Annotated in this window: 14 protein-coding genes; 10 read left to right on the forward strand and 4 right to left on the reverse strand. The window is 74.3% G+C overall.

From position 1 onward, the window contains the following. Positions 1-271 precede the first annotated feature (271 nt). Complete coding sequence (locus ABZ340_RS29600) at positions 272-898, forward strand: hypothetical protein (protein WP_358784913.1); 627 nt, start codon at positions 272-274, stop codon at positions 896-898. A gap of 218 nt (positions 899-1116) precedes the next feature. Here the strand turns inward: ABZ340_RS29600 and ABZ340_RS29605 are convergent, their stop codons facing one another. Further along, positions 1117-2301: an FAD-dependent oxidoreductase gene (locus tag ABZ340_RS29605; protein WP_358784914.1), complete on the reverse strand. Its 1185-nt coding sequence runs from the start codon at positions 2299-2301 to the stop codon at positions 1117-1119. A 109-nt stretch (positions 2302-2410) separates the two neighbouring features. After that, on the reverse strand, positions 2411-2734 hold the full coding sequence (locus ABZ340_RS29610; RefSeq protein WP_358784915.1) for a bifunctional 3-phenylpropionate/cinnamic acid dioxygenase ferredoxin subunit: 324 nt from the start codon (positions 2732-2734) through the stop codon (positions 2411-2413). A 377-nt stretch (positions 2735-3111) separates the two neighbouring features. On the opposite strand from ABZ340_RS29610, the gene ABZ340_RS29615 reads away from it, so the two are divergent. The 9 genes from ABZ340_RS29615 to ABZ340_RS29655 all read left to right on the forward strand — a co-directional run bounded on the left by ABZ340_RS29615 (position 3112) and on the right by ABZ340_RS29655 (position 15774). Next, complete coding sequence (locus ABZ340_RS29615; RefSeq protein ID WP_358784916.1) at positions 3112-3945, forward strand: IclR family transcriptional regulator; 834 nt, start codon at positions 3112-3114, stop codon at positions 3943-3945. A gap of 468 nt (positions 3946-4413) precedes the next feature. Continuing rightward, entirely contained in the window at positions 4414-5499 is a 1086-nt protein-coding gene (locus tag ABZ340_RS29620; RefSeq protein WP_358784917.1) for an S-(hydroxymethyl)mycothiol dehydrogenase, read from the forward strand. After that, positions 5496-5969 carry an MBL fold metallo-hydrolase gene (locus ABZ340_RS29625; protein ID WP_358784918.1) on the forward strand — a complete coding sequence of 158 codons (474 nt, stop codon included), beginning with the start codon at positions 5496-5498 and terminating at the stop codon, positions 5967-5969. The genes ABZ340_RS29620 and ABZ340_RS29625 overlap by 4 nt, the downstream gene beginning before the upstream one ends. Before the next feature lie 56 nt (positions 5970-6025). Continuing rightward, the gene (locus tag ABZ340_RS29630) at positions 6026-8509 is read left to right on the forward strand and encodes an FAD-dependent oxidoreductase (RefSeq protein WP_358784919.1); all 2484 of its coding nucleotides are present in this window, start codon (positions 6026-6028) and stop codon (positions 8507-8509) included. Positions 8510-8519: 10 nt separating this feature from the next. Further along, entirely contained in the window at positions 8520-9674 is a 1155-nt protein-coding gene (solA, locus tag ABZ340_RS29635; RefSeq protein WP_358784920.1) for an N-methyl-L-tryptophan oxidase, read from the forward strand. Positions 9675-9757: 83 nt separating this feature from the next. Next, positions 9758-10912, forward strand: a complete 1155-nt coding sequence (locus ABZ340_RS29640; protein WP_358784921.1) for an aromatic ring-hydroxylating dioxygenase subunit alpha — start codon at positions 9758-9760, stop codon at positions 10910-10912. Next, positions 10905-12371 (forward strand): aldehyde dehydrogenase family protein, encoded by a 1467-nt coding sequence (locus ABZ340_RS29645; protein ID WP_358784922.1) that lies wholly within the window; start codon positions 10905-10907, stop codon positions 12369-12371. The genes ABZ340_RS29640 and ABZ340_RS29645 overlap by 8 nt, the downstream gene beginning before the upstream one ends. Positions 12372-12452: 81 nt before the next feature. Continuing rightward, entirely contained in the window at positions 12453-14189 is a 1737-nt protein-coding gene (locus tag ABZ340_RS29650; protein WP_358784923.1) for an amino acid permease, read from the forward strand. A gap of 16 nt (positions 14190-14205) precedes the next feature. Further along, on the forward strand, positions 14206-15774 hold the full coding sequence (locus tag ABZ340_RS29655) for a GMC oxidoreductase (RefSeq protein WP_358784924.1): 1569 nt from the start codon (positions 14206-14208) through the stop codon (positions 15772-15774). A 35-nt stretch (positions 15775-15809) separates the two neighbouring features. On the opposite strand, the gene ABZ340_RS29660 is transcribed toward ABZ340_RS29655, so the two are convergent. Both ABZ340_RS29660 and ABZ340_RS29665 read right to left on the reverse strand, forming a co-directional pair. Further along, positions 15810-20447 (reverse strand): hypothetical protein, encoded by a 4638-nt coding sequence (locus ABZ340_RS29660; RefSeq protein WP_358784925.1) that lies wholly within the window; start codon positions 20445-20447, stop codon positions 15810-15812. 86 nt (positions 20448-20533) lie between these two features. Then, positions 20534-21418 carry a hypothetical protein gene (locus ABZ340_RS29665; protein WP_358784926.1) on the reverse strand — a complete coding sequence of 295 codons (885 nt, stop codon included), beginning with the start codon at positions 21416-21418 and terminating at the stop codon, positions 20534-20536. Between the last annotated feature and the right edge of the window lie 207 nt (positions 21419-21625).

Below are 21625 nucleotides of genomic sequence, written 5' to 3' on the forward strand. Positions count from 1 at the left end.
GCGAAGTGCCGGCGGGGAAGGGGCTTTGGCCGGATCGCTTCGCCTGCCGGGAATCCGCGGGGAGGCGCGGGAATCTTGAAGAGGCACCGTTCGTCCTAATCCATGGGCCGTCCACGGGCCGTCCGGTCCGTGGACCAGGGAGCGGAATCGGTCAGGGAAGCCGTGTCCCGCGTCCGGGCGGCGTAGAGCGGCGTAAGCCGGGCAGCCACTGGGAAACCGGGTCATCCGGAACGGGGCAGGCGGTCTGGTGGCGGTGGGGAGTGACACGTTGATGGGGACGGCGGAGCGGCGCGAGACGCCGGGGGACGGCGGGACGGCGCATCCGACGGCACGGCCGGGCCCCGGGGCACCGGAGCACGGCATACCGGCGGGCGGGCGCGGAGCGGCCGGGCGGGTAGTGGCGCACGCGGGCGGGGCCGGCGGGGGCGGCGAGGTCGATGGGGGCGTCGGGGCCGATGGAGGCGTCGGGGCCGATGGGAGCGGAGCCGAGGCGCGGCAGCAGCCGGCCTACCGGCCTCTGTGGGTGGAGGAACCGGCCCGGCGGCGCCGGCTGCCGGACCCGGTGCGTACAGCGGCCGTGCGGGCGGTGCTCGTCATCGCCGTGACACTGATTCAGGCGATGGTGGCGTTCCTGTGCACGCTGGCCGGTTCGTGGCTGGCGTTCCCCATGGTGATCAGCAGTGTGGCCAGCACGGTGGTGGCCACGTGGGGGGTGCTCGACGTCTGGGTGACCCGCCAGGTCTGGAACCAGCGTCACGGGGTGGTGTCGACGCCGAGCAGCACGGCACGGGCCCTGCGGCGCGAGCGGCGCAGGGTCCGGCGCCGGGCGAGGGCCGACGAGCGGGCCAAGGAACGGATACGGCGGCAGGGCGGTGCCGGGCAGTTGTCGCATCCCTGAGGACCGGTGCGTTCGAGGAGCGGGCATCCGGAAGGGCATGACCGACGGGGGCATGACCCGCAATGCACGATCGACGGGAACATGACCGGAAGGGCACGACCCGCAATGCACGATCGACGGGGACATGACCGGAAGGGCATGACCCGCAGGGCGGCAAGCCCTCGTGGGGTGGTGGCCGGCCTCGTCCCGCGCGGCGTGGGCCGGCCGCCCGGCGCCGGTCACAGCGGCGCCGGCTGCACCCCGTCCGCCGCACGGGCGAGTTCGCGCCGGGCCCGCATGAAGGCGTGCGGCCGGTCCACGGAGAGGACGGCGGTCGTACGGCCGCCCCGCTCGTAGCGGGCGAGGAAGCCACCCTCGGCGGGAGCACCGTCGGCGATGCCGCCCTCGGCGATGCGGACGGAGTCGCCGTCCTCGCGCCGGCCGGCGAACTGGAGGCGCGCGCCGTACTGGTCGGACCAGAAATACGGCACCGTCCGCGCGGTCGCGACCGTGCGTCCGGCGAGCAGGTTGGCCACGGCGGCCCGGGGCTGCTCCGTGGCGGCGGTCCAGTGCTCGGCGCGGGTACCGCCGACGCGGGCGACGTCGCCGACGGCGACCACCTGCGCCAGGGCCGTCACACAGCCGTCGTCGCACAGGACGCCGTCGTGCAGGGCGAGCGCCGAGCCCGCCAGCCAGGCGGTGTTGGGGGTGGCGCCGATGCCGACGACCACGACGTCCGCGGGGAGGATCCGGCCGTCGGTGAGCTCCACGCCGGTGACCGCGACCGTGCCGCGCAGTCCGGCGACGCCGGTGCCGGTGATCAGGCCGGTGCCGCCGCGTCGGTGCAGGGCGGCGCAGACCGCGGCCATCTCGGCGCCCAGGTGGGGCACGAGGGGCAGGGCGGCTGCCTCGACGACGGTCACGGCGTGGCCGAGCGCGGCGCAGGACGACGCGGTCTCGGCACCGATGAAACCGCCGCCGATGACGACGACCCGGCGCGGGCCACGCGTGAGTTCCTCCCGCAGGGCACGGGCGTCGTCGAGGGTACGCAGCGTATGGACGCCGGCGAGGCTGTCGCCGGGCAGGCGGCGGGCCGAGGCTCCGGTGGCGATGACGACGCCGTCGGTGGAGACGGTGCGGCCGTCGCCGAGCAGCACGGTGCGGCCCCGGGCGTCGAGGCCGCGGGCGCGGACGCCGAGAAGCCACTCGGCGTCCAGCGCTGCGGCCTCCTCGGCGTCGGTGAGGGCGAGTTGCGTCTCGTCGGCGCGGCCGGTGAGGAACTCCTTGGACAGGGGCGGACGGTCGTACGGGAGGTGGGGCTCGTCCCCGACGATCACCAGCCGTCCGTCGTAGCCCTGGGCGCGCAGTTCCCGGGCGGCGTACAGGCCGGCGAGGGAGGCGCCGACGACGGTCACGGTCCTCATGGGGTGCGGCTCCTCACGGAGTGAACGGCATGGGCGGCACGGTCGGCTCGGACGGCACGGGTGTGGTCCGCCGGGCGGACCGCCGGAGCGGGACGGGATGCCGGGGTGTTCATGCGGCCGTTCCCTCCTCGGCGGTGAGGTGGACGTGGATCACGCCGTCGTCGACGGTGACGCGGTGGGTACGGACGGGGCGGCGGGCCGGGAGGCAGGTCGGCCGGCCGGTGCGGAGGTCGAACGAGGCGGCGTGCAGCGGGCATTCGACCAGGCAGCCCTCCAGCCAGCCCTCGGAGAGGGAGGCGTCCTGGTGGGTGCAGGTGTCGTCGATGGCATACAGCTCGCCGTCGTCGGTGCGGAACACGGCGACGGGCGGGGTCGTCTCGAGGCGGACGGATTCGCCCTCGGGGAGGTCTTCGAGGCGGCAGACGGGAATCACGGTCCCCCCTCTCGGTCCGGGACACGTGGTCCGGACCCGTGTGGTCCAGGCAGGCAGGACGTTCAGGGAATGGTGGCGGGGTGATGCGGTGAAACGTGGTGGGGTGGTGCCGCGGGCCATATCCGGGCCCACGTCCGGTCCCCACGTCCGGTCTCCGTGTCCGGGGCCCGCATCCGGGTTCCGCGTTCGAGGCCCGCGTCCGGGGCCTGGCTGCGGGATCTTCCCCTTCCGGGATCCGAACGCTTCGGTAACATGGTGTTTCGCATGGCGCATGGAACCGCGCCGTGCGCAACAGAATCCGGGCGGGGTGACCGTCGCGTCAAGGGTTTCCCGCAGATGCGGCCCGAACCGGGCCGACAGGTGGTGAGAGTCGAGCCATGTCCCGCACCCAGAAGCAGTCCGACCGCGGTGAGCAGCGCGCGGAGAACCCGGCCAGGACCGGCGGCAGAGGCGCGGCGAGCGCGGTCCAGTCGGTGGACCGCGCCGTGAGTGTGCTGGAGATCCTCGCCCGGCACGGCGAGGCGGGCGTCACCGAGATCGCCGACGAGCTGGGGGTGCACAAGTCCACGGCGTTCCGGCTGCTCGGCGTCCTGGAGAACCGCGGCCTGGTGGCCCAGGCCAAGGACCGCGGCAAGTACTACCTGGGGGCCGGCGTACTGCGCCTGGCCGGGGCGGCGGCCGTGCGGCTGGACATCTCCCAGGAGGGCGTCCCGGTCTGCCGGGAACTCGCCGACGAGCTCGGCGAGACGGTGAACATCGCGGTGCTCGACGACGACGCGGCGGTCAACATCATGCAGGCACGCGGCACCGCGTCCGTCACGGCGCAGAACTGGCTCGGCCGCCGCACCCCCTTGCACGCCACCTCCAGCGGGAAGGTGCTGCTCGCGCATCTGCCGCCCACCCTGCGCGAGGGCCTGCTCGCCCGCCCGCTGCACCGGTTCACCGAACGCACCGTCACGGGCGCCTCGGTGCTCCGCGGCGAGCTGGAGGCCGTGGTCGAGCAGGGGTACGCCGCCACGCTGGAGGAGCTGGAGGTGGGCCTGACGGCGGTGGCGGCGCCCGTCCGCGCGCACGACGGCAAGGTGATCGCCGCGATCAGCGTGTCGGGGCCGGTGTACCGGCTGACGCCCGACCGGCTGCCGGAGCTGGCCAAGCGCACGGTGGCGGCTGGCGCGGAGCTCTCCCGCCGCATGGGGTACGGCGGACTCTGACGGCCACTCGCCGTACGGGCCCCCTCCCCTGACGTCCACCCGCCGTACGGGCCCCCTCCCCTGACGTCCACCCGCCGTACGGACCACGGCCCCCTGATGTCCACCCGCCGTACGGACCACGGCGGGCTCCGACGCCCACCCGCCCTGCGGACCGGCGGGCTTTGACGCCCGCTCACCGCACGAGCCGCAGCAGTCCCCGGCGCTCACCCGCCGCAGGGGAACGGCCGACGGGTCGGGGCCGGTGCGGGACCGGCATGCGCCCGGTCCGGCGCCGCTGTGTGTCCGGCGCCGCTGTGTGTCCGGCGCCGCTGTGTGTCCGGCGCCGCTGTGTGTCCGGCGTGTTTCCCTCCTCCCGTTCCTTTTGCCGAGGGTTGACGCGCGCCTCTTGACGGCCGCTTGACGGCGTTCTCACTATGTTCCTCATCGCGCAACCCATCGTGCATTGCGCAACAGCAGAGGAGCTTGGACGTGCCACATGAGGTCCGTGCCGTAGTCGCTGTCGCCCAGGGAGCACCCGTCGAGGTGCAGACGATCGTCGTCCCCGACCCGGGGCCCGGAGAGGTACTCGTCACCGTGCAGGCATGCGGGGTCTGTCATACGGATCTGCACTACCGCCAGGGGGCGATCACGGACGACTTCCCGTTCCTGCTGGGCCACGAGGCGGCCGGCACGGTCGAGGCGGTCGGCGAGGGGGTCACGGACCTGGCGCCCGGCGACTACGTGGTGCTGGCCTGGCGCGCGCCCTGCGGAAGCTGCCGTTCCTGTCGCCGGGGCCGCCCCTGGTACTGCTTCGACTCCCGCAACGCCGCCCAGCCGATGACCCTGGCGGACGGCACCCCGCTCGCCAACGCCCTCGGCATCGGCGCCTTCGCCGAGAAGACGCTGGTCGCAGCGGGTCAGGCGGTGAAGGTCGACCCGGCCGCCCGTCCGGAGGCCGCGGGTCTGATCGGCTGCGGGGTGATGGCCGGCTACGGCGCCGCGGTCAACACCGGCAACGTCGGCCGCGGCGACTCGGTCGCCGTCATCGGCTGCGGCGGCGTCGGCAACGCGGCGATCGCCGGGGCCTGCCTGAACGGCGCCATGAAGGTGATCGCCGTCGACGTCGACGACCGGAAGCTGGACCAGGCGGAGAAGTTCGGTGCCACCCACACCGTCAACTCCCGCGGTACGGACCCGGTAAAGGCCGTCCGAGCGCTGACCGACGGTCATGGCGTGGACATCGCGATCGACGCGGTCGGCCGCCCGGAGACGTTCAAGCAGGCTTTCTACATGCGCGACCACGCGGGTGTGCTGGTCCAGGTGGGCGTGCCCTCCCCGGAGATGAAGGTCGAGCTGCCGCTGATCGACGTGTTCTCGCGGGGCGGCGCCGTCAAGTCGTCCTGGTACGGGGACTGTCTGCCGAGCCGGGACTTCCCGTTCCTCATCGACCAGTACCTGTACGGGCTGCTGGACCTCAACGCCTTCGTGACGGAGACGATCGCGCTGGACCAGGTGGAGGAGGCGTTCGCCAAGATGCACCGGGGCGAGGTGCTCCGCTCGGTGGTGGTGCTGTGAGCACCGGTGGTGGCGCTGCGGGCATCGGTGATGACATCTCGGGCACCACTGAAGACACCGCAGGCACCACTGAAGACACCGCAGGCACCGCTGAAGACACCCCGGGCCCCACTGAAGACACCGCAGGTACCGGTACCACCGCCGACACCGGTACCACCGCCGGCACCGGTGCCACCGCCGGCATCGGCCCCCGGGTGATCCACACCCCCGGCCACACCTGGGGCAGCCGCCCGCTCCACGCCCCCTTCCTGAACGCGGTGTTCACCGACGGCACCCTCGTCCACGGCGGCCCCGGCGCGACGGAGCGCTCCTGCTCGGACCGCGCCGCCCTCGAGGCGTCCCTGCGCTCCCGGCTGCTCACCCTGCCCGGCGGCACGGTCGTGCACACCGGGCACGGCCGGGACACCACGACCGCCGCCGAGCGGCCGTACGTGCCCGCTCCCCGACCCGCCACCCCGGCCCGCCCCTGACTCACTGCGAGCACCCACCCCGGCAAGTCCGAGCACCCACCCCGGCAAGGAGGGGCATGTCCAGCACCCCCGAACACCGGTCCCCGGCCTCCCGTTCCCCTCACTCTCCCCGCGTGGTCGTCATCGGCGCCGGCATCGTCGGCTGCTCGCTCGCCGACGAGCTGACCGCCCGCGGCTGGAACGACGTCACCGTCCTCGAACAGGGGCCGCTGCCCGCTCCCGGCGGCTCCACCTCGCACGCCCCCGGACTCGTCTTCCAGACCAGCCCGTCCCGGACCCTCACCGCGTTCGCCCGGTACACCGTCGAGAAGTTCGCCGCCCTGGAGGCGGACGGTGTCCGCTGCTTCGCCCCGGTCGGCGGTCTGGAGCTGGCCACCACCCCCGAGCGCCTCGCCGACCTGCGCCGCAAGGCGGGCTGGGCCGCCTCCTGGGGCGTGCGCGGCGAGGTCGTCAGCGCCGCGCGCTGCAAGGAACTGTGGCCGCTGATCGACGAGTCGGTGGTCCTCGGCGGCTTCCACACCCCCGACGACGGTCTGGCCCGCGCCCTGCTCGCGTGCCGTGCCCAGAGGGACCGGGCCGTCGCACGCGGCGCCCGCTTCCTGGACCGTCACACCGTCACCGGCATCGAGCGGGAGGGCGGCCGGGTCACCGGCGTGGTCACCGACCAGGGCGCCTTCCCCGCCGACCACGTCGTCTCGGCGGCCGGCTTCTGGGGCCCGGTCATCGGCCGCATGGCCGGCGTGGACGTCCCCCTGCAGCCGCTCGCCCACCAGTACGCGAAGACGGCCCCGCTCCCCGAGCTGCGCGGCGCCACCGCGGAGGCATCGAAGCCCATCCTCCGCTTCCAGGACCGCGACCTGTACTTCCGTGAGCACGGCGACCGCATCGGCATCGGCTCGTACGCCCACCGTCCTCTCCCCGTCGACCCGTTCGCGGTGCCGCCGTACGACGAGGCCCGCGCCCGGCGGATGGACATGCCGTCCTCCTACCCCTTCACCGCGGAGGACTGGGCCCCGAGCTGGGAGGACTGCCGCCGCCTGCTCCCGGCCCTGCGCGGCTCCGCCGTCGAGGAGGGCTTCAATGGCGTCTTCTCCTTCACCCCGGACGGCATGCCGGTCCTCGGCGAGTCCTCGGCGCTCCGGGGCTTCTGGCTGGCCGAGGCCGTCTGGGTCACGCACTCCGCCGGCGTGGCGAGGGCCGTCGCCGAGTGGATGGTCGACGGGCGGCCGTCCCTGGACGTGCACGAGTGCGACCTCACGCGGTTCGAGGACGCGCAGCGTTCACCGGCGTACGTCCGGGAACGCGGCGCGCGGCAGTTCGTCGAGATCTACGACGTCCTCCACCCCCTCCAGCCGCCGGAACACCCCCGTCCGCTGCGCGTCAGCCCCTTCCACGCCCGCCAGCAGCAGCTCGGCGCGTACTTCCTGGAGGGCGGCGGCTGGGAGCGCCCGCACTGGTACGAGGCGAACGCCCCGCTCGTCGACGCCCTCGGCCCGCTCCCCGCCCGCGACGCCTGGTCGGCCCGCCACTGGTCCCCCGTCGCGGCGGCGGAGGCGAAGGCGACGCGCGAGCGGGTCGCCCTGTACGACATGACCCCCCTGCGCCGCCTGGAGGTCACCGGCCCGGGCGCCCTCGCCTTCCTCGACCGCATGACCACCAACAACCTCCGCAAGAAGCCCGGCGCGGTCACCTACACCCTCCTCCTCGACGAGACCGGCGGCATCCGCTCCGACCTCACCGTGGCCCGGCTCGCCCCCGACCGCTTCCAGGTGGGCGCCAACTCCCCCGCCGACCTCGGCCACCTGCTGCGGCACGCCCCGGACGACGTGCACATCCGGGACATCACCTCCGGCACCTGCTGCATCGGCGTCTGGGGGCCGCTGGCCCGCGACCTCGTCCGGCCGCTGGCCGCCGACGACTTCTCCCACGAGGCGTTCGGCTACTTCCGCGCCAGGGAGACGTACATCGGGCACGTCCCGGTGACGGCGATGCGCCTGTCCTACGTGGGCGAGCTGGGCTGGGAGCTGTACACCACCGCCGACCTGGGACTCAGGCTCTGGGACACGCTGTGGGAGGCCGGCCGGGAGCACGGCGTGGCCGCCGCCGGGCGGTCCGCCTTCAACTCGCTGCGCCTGGAGAAGGGCTACCGCGCCTGGGGCACCGACATGACCGACGAGCACGACCCGTTCGAGGCGGGCGTCGCCTTCGCCGTCCGCATGGACAAGGGCGACTTCGTCGGCAGGGCGGCGCTCGAACGGCGGGCCGGCACCCGGAAGCGACGGCTGACCCCGCTGCTCCTGGACGACCCGGCCGCCGTCGTCCTCGGCAAGGAGCCCGTGTACGTCGACGGCTCCCCGGCCGGTTATGTGACCAGCGCCTCGTACGGCTACACGCTCGGCCGCTGCGTCGCCTACGCCTGGCTGCCGGCCGGACTGGCCACCGGGACCGGCGTGCACGTCGAGTACTTCGGCGAGAAGGTCCCCGCCACGGTCGCCGACGAGCCTTTGTTCGACCCGAAGACGACCCGCATCCGCCGCTAGGAGGCCCCGCGTGTCCCCCACCTACGACGTCGTCGTCATCGGTCTCGGCGGCATGGGCAGCGCCGCCGCCCACCACCTGTCCGCGCGCGGCGCCCGCGTCCTGGGCCTGGAGAAGTTCGGCCCGGTGCACCGGCACGGCTCCAGCCACGGCGGCTCCCGCATCACCCGCCAGTCGTACTTCGAGGACCCGGCGTACGTACCGCTGCTGCTGCGCGCCTACGAGCTGTACGACGACCTGGCGCGGGCCACCGGCCGGGAGATCGCCCTGCTGTGCGGCGGCGTGATGGTCGGCCGCCCCGGCTCGCGGACCGTGTCCGGCTCGCTGCGCTCGGCCCGGCAGTGGGACCTGCCGCACGAGATGCTGGACGCCAAGGAGATCCGCCGCCGCTTCCCGACCCTGGCGCCGCGGGACGACGAGGTCGCGCTGTACGAGGAGAAGGCCGGTCTCCTGCGCCCCGAGAACACGGTCGCCGCCCACCTCCAGCTCGCCACCCGGCAGGGTGCCGACCTGCACTTCGACGAGCCCATGACCCGCTGGGAGCCGTACCGGGACGGTGTGCGCGTGCACACCGCCGAGGACACGTACACCGCGGGCCGGCTGGTGATCTGCCCCGGCGCCTGGGCGCCGCGGCTGCTCGCCGACCTGGGGGTGCCGTTCACCATCGAACGACAGGTCATGTACTGGTTCCAGCCGACGGGCGGGGTCGGCCCGTTCCTGCCCGAGCGCCACCCCGTCTACATCTGGGAGGACGCCGGCGGCACCCAGGTGTACGGCTTCCCGGCCATCGACGGGCCGGACCTCGGCGCCAAGGTCGCCTTCTTCCGCAGGGGCCGGGTCACCACCCCGGAGACCATCGACCGGACCGTGCACGACCACGAGGTCAGGGCCATGGCCGAGCACATGTCCGGCTGCGTACCGGACCTGCCCGGCACCTTCCTCAAGGCCGCGACCTGCATGTACTCCAACACCCCGGACGAGCACTTCGTCATCGCCCGCCACCCCGCGCACCCCGACTCGGTCACCGTGGCCTGCGGATTCTCCGGGCACGGCTTCAAGTTCGTGCCCGTCGTCGGGGAGATCCTCGCCGATCTGGCCCTGACCGGCTCCACCGCCCACCCGATCGGGCTGTTCGACCCGGCCCGCCTCGCCACGGCACCCGCCTGAGCCGCCCGCTCCCCCTCCCCGTACACACAGCACGCTCGTCCTCCCCGTACACACAGCACGCTCGTCCTCCCGAGGAGCCCGCCGTGACGACGACCCCCGCCTCCCCCAGCCTGATCGCCACCCTGCCCGGGCACTACTACACCGACCCGGAGATCTTCCGGCAGGAACAGGAGCACATCTTCGAGTCGATGTGGTTCTGTGCCGTCCGCAGCGCCGACCTGGACAAGCCCGGTGCCTTCCGCACCGTCCAGGTCGGCCGTGAGAACGTCATCGTCACCCGCGGCCGCACGGGCGCGCTGCGCGCCTTCCTCAACGTCTGCCGCCACCGCGGGGCCCGGCTGTGCCTGGAGGAGTCCGGCGAGATCCGCCGCACCCTCCAGTGCCCGTACCACGCGTGGACGTACGACCTGGACGGCAGGCTGATCGCCGCGCCCGGCCTGACCAAGATGCCCGATGTCGACCGCGTGGAGTACGGCCTGGTCACGGTCGCCCTGCGGGAGTGGCTCGGCTACGCCTGGGTGTGCCTGGCCCCGGAGCCGCCCTCCTTCGAGGAGACGGTGGCCGGCGCCGCCGTCGAGCGCCTCGGCGACCCGGCCGCGATCGAGCACTACGGCACCGAGAAGCTCGCCCTGGGCCGCCGCATCACGTACGACGTGAAGGCGAACTGGAAGCTGATCGTCGAGAACTTCATGGAGTGCTACCACTGCGCGACGATCCACCCGGAACTGACCGACGTGCTCCCGGAGTTCACCGACGGCTACGCCGCCCAGTACTACGTGGGCCACGGAGCCGAGTTCGGCGAGGACGTCAAGGGCTTCACGGTCGACGGCAGCGAGGGCTTCGGCCGGCTGCCGGAGGTCGCCGACGACCAGGACCGCCGCTACTACGCGATCACGGTGAAGCCGGCGGTGTTCGTCAACCTCGTGCCCGACCACGTGATCCTGCACCGCATGTTCCCGCTCGCCGAGGACCGCACGGCGGTGGAGTGCGACTGGCTGTACGCGCCGGAGGTCGTGGCGTCCGGGGCGGACGTGTCGAAGTCGGTGGAGCTGTTCCACCGGGTGAACAGCCAGGACTTCGAGGCGTGCGAGCGCACCCAGCCGGCGATGTCCTCCCGCGCGTACCGCAGGGGCGGTGTGCTGGTGCCCACCGAGCACCACATCGGATCGTTCCACGCGTGGCTGCTCGGCAGCCTCGGCGTCAGGCCGCGGCGCGAGGCAGGGGGCAGCTGTGCCTGACCTGTTCTTCGACGGCGAGTGGCGCGGCGCCCTGGACGCGCGCACGCGCGAGATCCGCTGCCCCGCCGACGGCTCCCTGGTGGGGGTGGTGGACGAGGCGGGCGGCAAGGACACGGTGGAGGCGATCGCCGCCGCCCGCCGCGCCTTCGACACCGGCCCCTGGCCCCGCACCTCCCCCGCCGAACGCGGTGACCTGCTGCTGCGCGTCGCCGGTCTCCTGCTGCGGGACAAGGACACACTCGCCCGCGCCGAGTCGCTCGACACGGGCAAACGGCTGGTGGAGAGCGCGTACGACATCGACGATGTCGCGCGCTGCTTCCGTTGGTTCGGGCACCTCGCCGCCACCGGGACCGGGCGGGTCGTCGACACCGGCATCGACGGCGTCGACAGCCGGGTGGTACACGAGCCGGCCGGCGTGTGCGCGCTCATCACCCCCTGGAACTACCCCCTCCTCCAGGCTGCCTGGAAGGTCGCGCCCGCACTCGCCGCGGGCGACACCTTCGTGCTGAAGCCGAGCGAGCTGACCCCGCACACCGCGATCCACCTCATGCGGCTGCTGGCGGAGGCCGGGCTGCCGCCCGGGGCCGGCAACCTGGTCCTCGGCCCCGGCCCCCAGGCGGGCGCCCCGCTCGCCGACCACCCGGACGTCGACCTGCTCTCCTTCACCGGCGGCCTGCACACCGGGCGCCGCCTGATGGCCGCCGCGGCCAAGACGGTGAAGAAAGTCGCCCTGGAACTCGGCGGCAAGAACCCCAACGTCGTCTTCGCCGACGCCGACTTCGACGCGGCCGTCGACATGGCGCTGACCGCCGTGTTCCTGCACTCCGGGCAGGTGTGCTCGGCCGGGGCGCGGCTGCTGGTGGAGGACGCGCTGCACGACCGGTTCGTGGACGAGATCGTCCGGCGGGCGCGGCGGATCCGGCTGGGCGGGCCGTTCGACGAGCGGGCGCAGACCGGCCCGCTGATCTCGGCGGCGCACCGGGCCAGGGTCGAGGCGTACGTCGCCCGGGGCCTGGCGGAGGGCGCGGTGCTGCGCTGCGGCGGGGCACGGCCCGCCGGTCCCGGCCTGGACGAGGGGTTCTACTACCTGCCGACCGTGCTGGACGAGTGCGCGTCCGGGATGTCGGTGGTGCGGGAGGAGTCGTTCGGCCCGGTGCTGACCGTCGAGCGGTTCACGGGCGAGGACGAGGCCGTGCGCCTCGCCAACGACACGGTCTACGGACTCGCCGGCGCCGTGTGGACGGGCGACGAGGCCAGGGCGGCGCGGGTCGCGGCCGGGCTGCGGCTCGGCACGGTGTGGATCAACGACTACCACCCCTACGTCCCGCAGGCCGAGTGGGGCGGCTTCAAGCAGTCCGGTGTCGGGCGGGAGCTGGGGCCCGCGGGGCTGGCGGAGTACCGCGAGACGAAGCACATCTGGCGCAACACCCGCCCCGGGCCGCAGGGCTGGTTCACCTGACCCCGCCTCCGGCTCCCTCGTCCCCGCCGTCTCCCTCCCCCCTCCCTCCTCCCCGCTCCCGAGGTCACCAGGAGCCCGCTCATGACGACGACCGAGCAACCCCAGGACCCTCAGCGACCCCAGCAACCACAACGCCTCCGACAACCCCAGCAACCCCAGCAATTGCAGCAGTCACCCGGTCCGCGCCGTCACGACGACGCCGAGCTCGCCGAGTTCGGCTACAAACCGGAACTGAAGCGTTCCCTCGGCACCTTCCACACCTTCGCCGCCGGGATCAGCTACATCTCGATCCTGACCGGCACGTTCCAGCTGTTCTACTTCGGCTACGGCAGCGGCGGCCCCGCCTACTGGTGGTCGTGGCCGATGGTCTTCGCCGGCCAGTTCACGGTCGCCCTGTGCTTCGCGGAGCTGGCCGCCCGCCATCCCGTGGCGGGGTCGGTCTACAACTGGTCGAAGAAGGTGGGCAATCCGCATCTGGGCTGGCTGGCGGGCTGGATGATGCTGGTCGCCTCGATCGTGTCGATCTCGGCGGTGGCGCTCGCCTATCAGCTGACGCTGCCGCGGATATCGCCGTTCTTCCAGTTCGTGGGGGACGGCACCGGCACGTACGACGTGGCGGCCAACGCGGTGGTCCTGGCGGCGGTGCTGATCCTGTTCACCACGCTCGTCAACGCCTTCGGCGTCAGGCTGATGGCCCGGATCAACACGGCGGGCGTCTTCATCGAGCTGATCGCCGCCGTCGTCCTGATCGTGCTGCTGGCGGCGCACGCCACCCGCGGCCCCCAGGTGGTCATGGACACGCAAGGGACGGGGGCGGGGCACTCCTCCGGCTACCTCGGCGCGTTCCTCGTGGCCTCGCTGGCGTCCGCGTACGTCATGTACGGCTTCGACACCGCGTCCTCCCTCGGCGAGGAGTCCCTCGACCCGTCCCGCAACGCGCCGCGCGCGATCCTGCGGGCCATCGTCGCCTCGTTCGTCCTGGGCGGGCTGATCCTGCTGTTGGCGCTGATGAGCGTCTCCAGCCTGAAGGGCGGGAAACTCTCCACGGACGGGCTGCAGTACGTCGTCCTGGACGTGCTCGGCCCGACCGCCGGCAAGGCGATGCTGTGGTGCGTGCTGATCGCGGTCACGGTGTGCGCGCTGGCCGTGCACACGGCGGCGATCCGGCTGGCGTTCGCGATGGCGCGGGACAACAACCTGCCCGCGTCCTCGCTGCTGGCCCGGGTCAGCCCCCGTTTCCGGACCCCGGTCGTGCCGGCCGTGGTCATCGGGGTGCTGGCGCTGGCGATCCTGGTGGTCAACATCCGCCAGCCGCAGATCTTCACCGTCGTCACCAGCATCGGCATCATCATGATCTACCTCGCCTACCTCGGCGTGACCGTGCCGATGCTGGCGGCCCGGCTGCACGGCCGGTGGCGGCCGGCCGGCGAGGGCAGGTTCTCGCTGGGCCGCTGGGGGCTGCCCGTCAACGCCCTCGCCGTGCTGTGGGGCGCGGCCATGACGCTCAACCTGATCTGGCCGCGCGCCGCCGTCTACAACGCCACCGCGCCCCACCACTGGTACCTGCGCTGGGGCGCGGTGCTGTTCGTGGCCGTCATCGCGGGCGGCGGCTTCGCCTACTACTGGTTCGTCCAGCGGCACCGGACCGGCGTCCTCGCCGAGCACCGTCTGCGGACCGGGTCCGGGTCCGGGTCCGAGTCCGAGGCCACGTCCGGATCCGAAGCCACGTCCGCGACCGATGCCGCGTCCGGATCCGAGGTCGCATCCGGGTCCGGGTCCGCCCCGGCCGCTCCCCTCGCCGCCCCCGCGGCCGACTGAAGGAGGTCACCTGCTCATGGGCATCGACGAGTCCGACGAGTTCGACTACGTGGTGGTCGGCGGCGGCACCGCGGGCAACGTGGTGGCGGCCCGGCTGTCGGAGGACCCGGCCGTCACGGTGTGCGTGCTGGAGGCGGGGCCCAGCGACGTCGGCGACGACGACGTACTGCGGCTGGAGCGCTGGATGGGCCTGCTGGAGTCCGGCTACGACTGGGACTACCCGGTGGAGCCGCAGGCCGGCGGCAACAGCTTCCTGCGGCACGCGCGCGCGAAGGTGCTGGGCGGCTGCTCCTCCCACAACTCCTGCATCGCCTTCTGGGCGCCGGCCGAGGACCTCGACGACTGGGCGGCGAAGGGCTGTACGGGCTGGAGCGCCGCCGACCTGTTCCCGCTGTACCGGCGGCTGGAGTCCAACGACGCCCCCGGCGACCACCACGGCCGCACCGGCCCGGTGAAGCTGCGTACCCTCAAGAGCGGCGACCCGTGCGGGGCGGCCCTGCTGAAGGCGTGCGCGCAGGCGGGCATCCCGACGACCCCCTTCAACACCGGCGAGACGGTGATCCGCGGCGCCAACTGGTTCCAGATCAACGCCGACGAGAACAACATCCGCCAGTCGTCCTCCGTCGCCTACCTGCACCCGGTGCTGGGCAAGCGGCCCAACCTGGAGGTGCGGACCGGGGTGCGGGCCAAGCGGCTCGTCCTGGAGGGGCGGCGCTGCGCGGGCGCCGAGTACCTGGGCCCCGGCCTGATCCGCGCCCGGACGGTACGGGCCCGGCGCGAGGTGATCGTCTCGTGCGGCGCGATCGACTCGCCGAAGCTGCTGATGCTGTCCGGCATCGGCCCGGCGGCGCACCTTCGGGAGGTCGGCGTCGAGGTGGCCGTCGACTCCCCCGGCGTGGGCGGGAACCTCCAGGACCACCCCGAGGGCGTCGTCATGTGGGAGGCGAAGCAGCCGATGACCACCACGTCCAGCCAGTGGTGGGAGGCGGGCGTCTTCTACGACACCGAGCCGGGCCTGGACCGGCCGGACCTGATGTTCCACTACGGGTCGGTGCCGTTCGACATGAACACCGTCCGGCACGGCTACCCCACCTCCGAGAACGCCTTCTGCCTCACGCCGAACGTGACCCGCGCCAAGTCCCGCGGCACGGTGCGGCTGCGCACCCGGGACCACCGGGACAAGCCGAAGGTGGACCCGCGGTACTTCACCCACGAGCACGACGTGCGGGTGATGACGTACGGGCTGCGGCTGGCCCGCCGGATCGCCGCGCAGCCCGCGCTGAGCGGCTGGGCGGGCGCCGAGCTGGCGCCGGGCCCGGACGTGCGGGGCGACGACGAACTGCTCGACTACGTCCGCAAGACCCACAACACCGTCTACCACCCGGCCTGCACGGTGAAGATGGGCGCGGACGACGACCCCTCGGCCCCGCTCGACGCGCGGCTGCGGGTCAAGGGGGTCGAGGGACTCAGGGTCGCCGACGGGTCGGTGATGCCGGATCTGGTCACCGTCAACCCGTGCATCACCACCATGGCGATCGGCGAGAAGTGCGCGGACCTGATCCGGGCGGAGCGCCGGGCGGGCTGATCCCGGCCGTCCGCTAGAAGATCGATGAAGACCTTCTAGGCGGGCCGTTTGAACATGCGCGTCGCCGTGATCTCGCTGTGCACGGCGTCCCCCTCCCCGGCCGGGGTCTGCTGCGGCAGTCCCGGCCGGAGGTGTTCCTCCACGCTGATGTACTTCAGGCCGGCCCGGAGGTCGGCGTCGTTGCGCAGCCGGATGACGAGCGGGAACTCGGCGAGCGCGGTGGTGTCGAACAGGCCGGTGGTGTACAGCAGCTGCACGCCGAGCGCGTCGGAGACGGCCCGCTGGAGCTCCAGCAGGTACGTCGCGTTGGCGCGGCCGATGGGGTTGTCGAGGAACAGCGTGCCGGCGTGCCGGTGCTTGTCCCGGCCCCGGTCGTTGGAGCGCAGGGCGGCCATCGTGCAGTACAGGGCGATGGCCGCGGTGAGCAGCTGGCCGCCGGAGAACACGTCGCCCATCTGCCCGACGGGCACGCGCTCGGCGCGCAGCACGGCGTCCGGCTTGAGGATCTCCACGGCGACACCCTTGGGCTGCAAGGCCGCCGCCACGCCGCGCAGCAGCAGGGACATGCCGTCGCGCCGCAGGTCGGAGTTCTTCTTCACGGCCGCGCGGGTCGCCTCGTCGACGACCTCGCCGAGCCGCTCGGTCAGCGTGGCCTGGTCGGGTTCCTCGAAGCGGATGCGCAGGAACTCCTGCCCCGACCACTCCCCGAGCCCTTCGGGCAGGCGGGAGAGCCGCTGCGCGGACCGCAGGGTGGCGAGCGCCGACTCGACCAGCCCGCGCAGGCGGTCCACGATCGAGTCCCGGTTCCGCTCCAGCTGCGCCAGCTCGTCGGTGAGGACCCTGAGGCGGGGCGCGAAGGCGTCGGCCCACTTGCGGGCGTGCTCGGGCAGCGCGGAGGCGGGCAGTTCGCGGATCTGCTGCCGGGCCGGGGTGCGGACCTGCTCGTAGCGCGTGGAGTTGGCGTGCCGGACCAGGACGTCGCTGGCCTCGCGGACGGCGGCGTCGGCGGCGGACAGGTCGGCGGCGCAGCCGCGCAGCGACCGGCGGGCCTCGGCGGCGGACTGCCGGGCCTCCTCCAGGGTGCCCGGGTAGGGCTCGGGCTCCTCCTGCTCCTCCTCGGCGGCCTGTTCGCGCAGCAGGTCGCGGAGCATGGCGGCGATCTCGTCGAAGCCGCCCGCCGCGTCCTCGGCGGCGCGGTGGGCCTCCAGCAGTTCGGCGTGGGCCTCGCGGGCCTGGGCCAGCGCCTCGGTGCGGGAGGCCAGTTCGGCCGTCGCGGTGCGCAGCAGGGCCTGGGCGTGCTCGGCGTCGCGCGGGACCAGCTCCTCGGGCAGCTCGGTGTGCGCCTCGCCGTCCTCGGGCGCGTGCCGCTCGGCCTCGCCGCGCAGCCGCCCGAGCTGCTCGCTCGCGCTGGACATCCGCGTCTCCAGCAGCTGCACCAGCTCCTCCGCGCGGGCGGCGGCGGCCTGCCGGCTGGGCCCGTCGGAGCCGTCGGGGGACTCCAGGAGCTGTTCCGCGCGGGTGCGGACCTTGTTGCTGAGCCGGTCCAGCTCCGCGCGGGCCGCGCTCTCGTCGCTCTCCGCGCGGGCCTGCTCGGCGCGCAGATCGGCGCCGACGCCGACCTTCTCGTACACCTGGGACGCGGCCCGGTACGCCTCGCGGAGCGCGGGCAGGGACGCCTTCGGCGCCTCGGTGCCGTCCTCGGGTACGTCGTCGGGGGCGCCCGCGATCTCGGAGCGCTCGGCGCGCAGCGCACGCGCGGTGCGGCGGGCGTCGTCGGCGGCGCGCTGGGCGGCGCGGCGGTCCTCGTCGGCGGCGCGGGCCCGCTCCAGGCAGACCTGGGCGCGGGCCTCCGCCTCGGCCGCCTCGTCGGCGAGCTCGCGCAGCCGGGCCTGCCAGCCGGCCCGCTCCCGCAGCCGGAAGGCGAGCCCGGCGAGGGCGTCGGCGGCGCGGCGGGCCTTCTGCGCGGCCTCCTGCCGTTCGTCGCGCACCCGCACGGCCTCGGCGGCGGCCTCCTCCGCCTCGGCCCGCGCGGTCCGTGCCTCGGCCAGCTCGGCCTCGGTCTCCTCGGCGAAGGCCCGTGCCTCCTCGGCCGCCCGGGCCAGCTCGGCGAGGCGTCCGGCGGGGCATCCGGCGCGCCAGGAGGCGAGCCGGGCGGCCAGCTCCCGGTCCTTGCCGAGCCGTGCGGCGAGGGTGCGGATCTCCTCGTCGCGGCGGGTCGCCCGCGCGCGCAGCGCCTGCCGCTCCTCGTCGGCGGCGTGCTCGTCGTGCATGGCGGGGTTCGGCGGGACGAGGAACACCTCGCCGGTGTCGGCGCCGGGGGCCGGGGTGGGAGCCAGCAGCGCGGCGGCCGTGCCGACGGCGACGGCCGAGCGGGGCAGCAGGGCCGCGTCGCCGAGGGCCTCGCGGGCGCGGGCGTGCGAGTCGGGGTCGGTGATGATGACGCCGTCGACCAGCTCCGGGCGGGCGGCCAGCACGCGCGCGTGGTCGGCGGGGTCGACGGACTGGGCGAGGTAGCGCCAGCCGGGCAGCGCGGGGATGCCGTGCTCGCCGAGGAACTCCACGGTGGCCAGCACGTCGGGACCGGGCGGCAGCAGCCCGCCGTCGCCGAGCGCGCCGAGGATGCGGGCGTCGTCGGCGGCGGCGGTGCGCAGGTCGAACAGCTGCCGCTCGGCGGAGGAGACGGCGTCGTCGAGCAGTTCGCGCAGCTCGTCGGCGAACCGGTCGAGTTCCTCGGCGGTGAGGGCGGCGGCGCCGGGCCCCGGCGCCGCGGCCGCCGTGCCGTCCCCGTCCCGGCCCCGCCGGGGCTGCGGGATGCCCGGGCGGGTGCCGGAGGCCAGGCCGAGCAGGTCGGCGATCCGCTCCTCCGCCGCCAGCGCCTCGGCGGTGCGCCGCTCGGCCTCCAGGGCGCGGGCGGCGGCGGTGGCCGCGTCGGCCGCGCGGGCGGCCGTCAGTTCGGCGCGGGTCTCGGCGGCGGCGGCCTCGCGCGCGTGCTCGGTGGCCCGGCGGGCCGCCTCGCGGGCCGTGTCCCAGGCTTCGACGGTGCTCTTCTCGGCGTCGCTGGCGGCGAGGGCGGCGCGGGCCGGGTCGGCGTCGGGCGCGCTGTCGTCCAGCCAGCCGGCGCGCACGGCCTCGGCGGTCTCCTGCTCGACCTCCGCCAGCCGCTGCCGCAGGTGCCCGGCCTCGCTGCGGGCCCGCTGCGCCTCGGTGGCGGCGGCGGTGGAGTCGCGGTAGGCGGCGTCGCCGGCCTCCTGGAGGGCCGCAGAGCGCTCCTCCTCCTCGTTGGCCTGCGTCTCGGCCTTCCCGGCCGCCGCGTGCAGGGCGCGCACGAGGTCGACGGCGGCCTGGGCGCGTGCGGCGAGCGCGGGGGCGGCGTCCCGCTCGGCCTCGCGGATCGCGGCGGACACGCGGGCGACGCGGTCGGCGGCGGCGCGGTGGCGCAGGACCGCCTCGGCGGCCTGCCAGGCGGCGTGCAGCGTACGGGCGTCGGCGAGTTCGCGCTTCTGCGCGGCGGCGGCCTTCTCGGCGGCGGTGAGCGCCAGGGAGGCGTGCCGGTAGGCGAGTTCGGCGGCGATCAGCGCGCTGCGCTCGCGGGCCGACTCGGCGTGGGTGACGGCGTACGCGGCGGCGGTGACCCGCTGGGCGAGGTCGGCGGCCCGGGCCCGCTCCCGCACCCCGCGCGCGGAGAGCCGGCGGGCCAGGGTCCGCGTGCGGCGCTCGGCGGCGGTGTGGACGTCCCGCGCGCGCGTGCGGGCGTCGGCGGCCTCGACGATCCGGCCGAGCAGGTCCACGGACCCGGCGGTGAAGTCCCGCTCGGCGATCAGCTCGGCGCGCCGGCCCAGCTTGTTGCCGAAGCCGCTGACCAGGTCGGCGAGCCCGTCGGTGTCACGGGTGTCGGTGACGGCGCGCAGCAGCAGGTCGGTGAAGTCGGAGTCCTTCTTCACCGCGAACAGGCCCGCGGCCTCGCCCTCGTCGGCGTTCATCTCCCGCTGGTAGCGGAAGAGTTCGGGGTCCAGGCCGAGCTCGCCGAGGTGCTCGGTCCAGCGCTCGTGGATCTCCTCCCAGTGCACCTCCAGGTGCGGGTACGCCTTCCCGGCCTCCGTCAGGGCGTCCCGGAAGCCCTTCATGGTGCGCCGTCGCCCCTGCGCCCCCGACTGGCCCTCCACGGGCGGCCGTACGGCGGTGGACTCGGCGACGGGCAGGTTGTCCAGGGTGAGTCCGGGGCCGGGCCGGAAGGAGTACCAGGCCTCGGCGAACTTCCGCGGGTCGTTGGAGACCTGGCGTCCGCGCCACTCGCTGACCTTGCCGACGACGACGCACTCGCCGGTCTGCACATGCTGCCACTCCAGCGCGACGTGCCCGCAGTCGTCGGCGAGCAGGAACTTGCGCAGCACGCCGGAGCTGGCGCCGCCGAGGGTGTTGCGGTGGCCCGGCAGCATCACGGAGAAGATCAGCTTCAGCAGGACGGACTTGCCGCCGCCGTTCTCCAGGAAGAGCACGCCGGCGGGCGCGGGCCTGCGCGGCGGGCCGACGGGCTCCTCCTCGAAGAACTCCGCCTGCGTGGGCGCGGGGTCGGGCACGGGCTCTCCCACGCCCCGCAGGTCAAGCACGGTGTCGGCGTAGCGCGCACCGGCGGGCCCGATGGAGTAGAGGCGGACCCGGGACAGCTCGTACATGGCGGACTCTCGTCAGTCTTCGGTCGTGCTCAGTCAGGTGGTTCGTAAAGGGCCGGCGACCAGGTGGTTCGCAACGGGCCGGCGGCTCAGGACGAGTGGAACGGCAGCCCGGCGTCGGCCACCAGCTCCAGGTCGTCGCTCTCCTCGGCGGGCAGCAGCGTCGGCGTACCGTCGGTGACCGGGACGACGCCCAGCTCCAGCAGCTCGGCCATGGCGGCGCTGCCCGCCATGTCGCGCACCTGGAGCTGGTAGCGGGCCGTGGTGCGGTACGTGCCGCCGTTGTCGTCGCCGGTGCGCTGGAGGAACCCGGAGTCGGTGAGGAAGGCGACGGCCTTGCCGACGATGCCGGTGGTGGAGCCCGGGAGTCTGCGGGCGTCCTTGGTGGCGCCGGTCGCGCTGCGTCTGGCCCAGATCCGCCAGGCGGCCTCCAGTCCCGGCGCGTCGGTGGCCGGGTCGGTGTTCTCGCCCTGCTCCGCGGCCCGCTCCTCCAGACGCCGGCACGCCTGGCGCACGAAGGCGTCGACGCCGTTGACGGTGACGCGCCCGATGTAGCCGTCGTCGGCGAGGTCCTCGGGGCGGGGGAACGCCAGGGCGGCGACGGCGAGATGGGCCAGTCCGTGCAGGAAGCGGTCGCCGGAGTCGGCGGCGGCGCGACGCGCGTAGTCGCCCATGCGGACGGCGAACACCGAGTCCTCGGCGGCGGTCACCGCCATGCCCGCGCGCGGGGACACCTCCAGCACGACCAGCCCGAGGCCGGCGGCCACGGCGTCGGCGAGGCGGGCGAAGGGCGGGTCCTCGCGGTAGCGGCGCAGCAGGTCGGCGTACTCCTGGTCGCGGGCGGGCAGCAACTTGGGCTGGAGGCCGAAGGCGACGAGCCGGGCCGCGTCGGCGGCGTCGGCGGGCGTGACCGCCGCGGACGCCGGTGCGGCGGCACCGGTCTCCGGCTCGCTCCGGTCGACGTGCTCGGTCACGGTCGGTGCTCCTTGCTGCGGTGGTGCTCGTGCGGGTGGTGCGGATGCGCCCCGGCCCGGTACGGGGGACGCGGGTGCGCCCCGGCCCGGTGCGGGGGACGCGGGTGTGTTCCGGCCCGGTGCGGGGGACGCGGGTGTGTTCCGGCCCGGTGCGGGGGACGCGGGTGTGTTCCGGCCCGGTGCGGGGGACGCGGGTGTGTTCCGGCC

The organism is Streptomyces sp. NPDC006134, assembly GCF_040628835.1.
Taxonomy (GTDB): Bacteria; Actinomycetota; Actinomycetes; order Streptomycetales; family Streptomycetaceae; genus Streptomyces.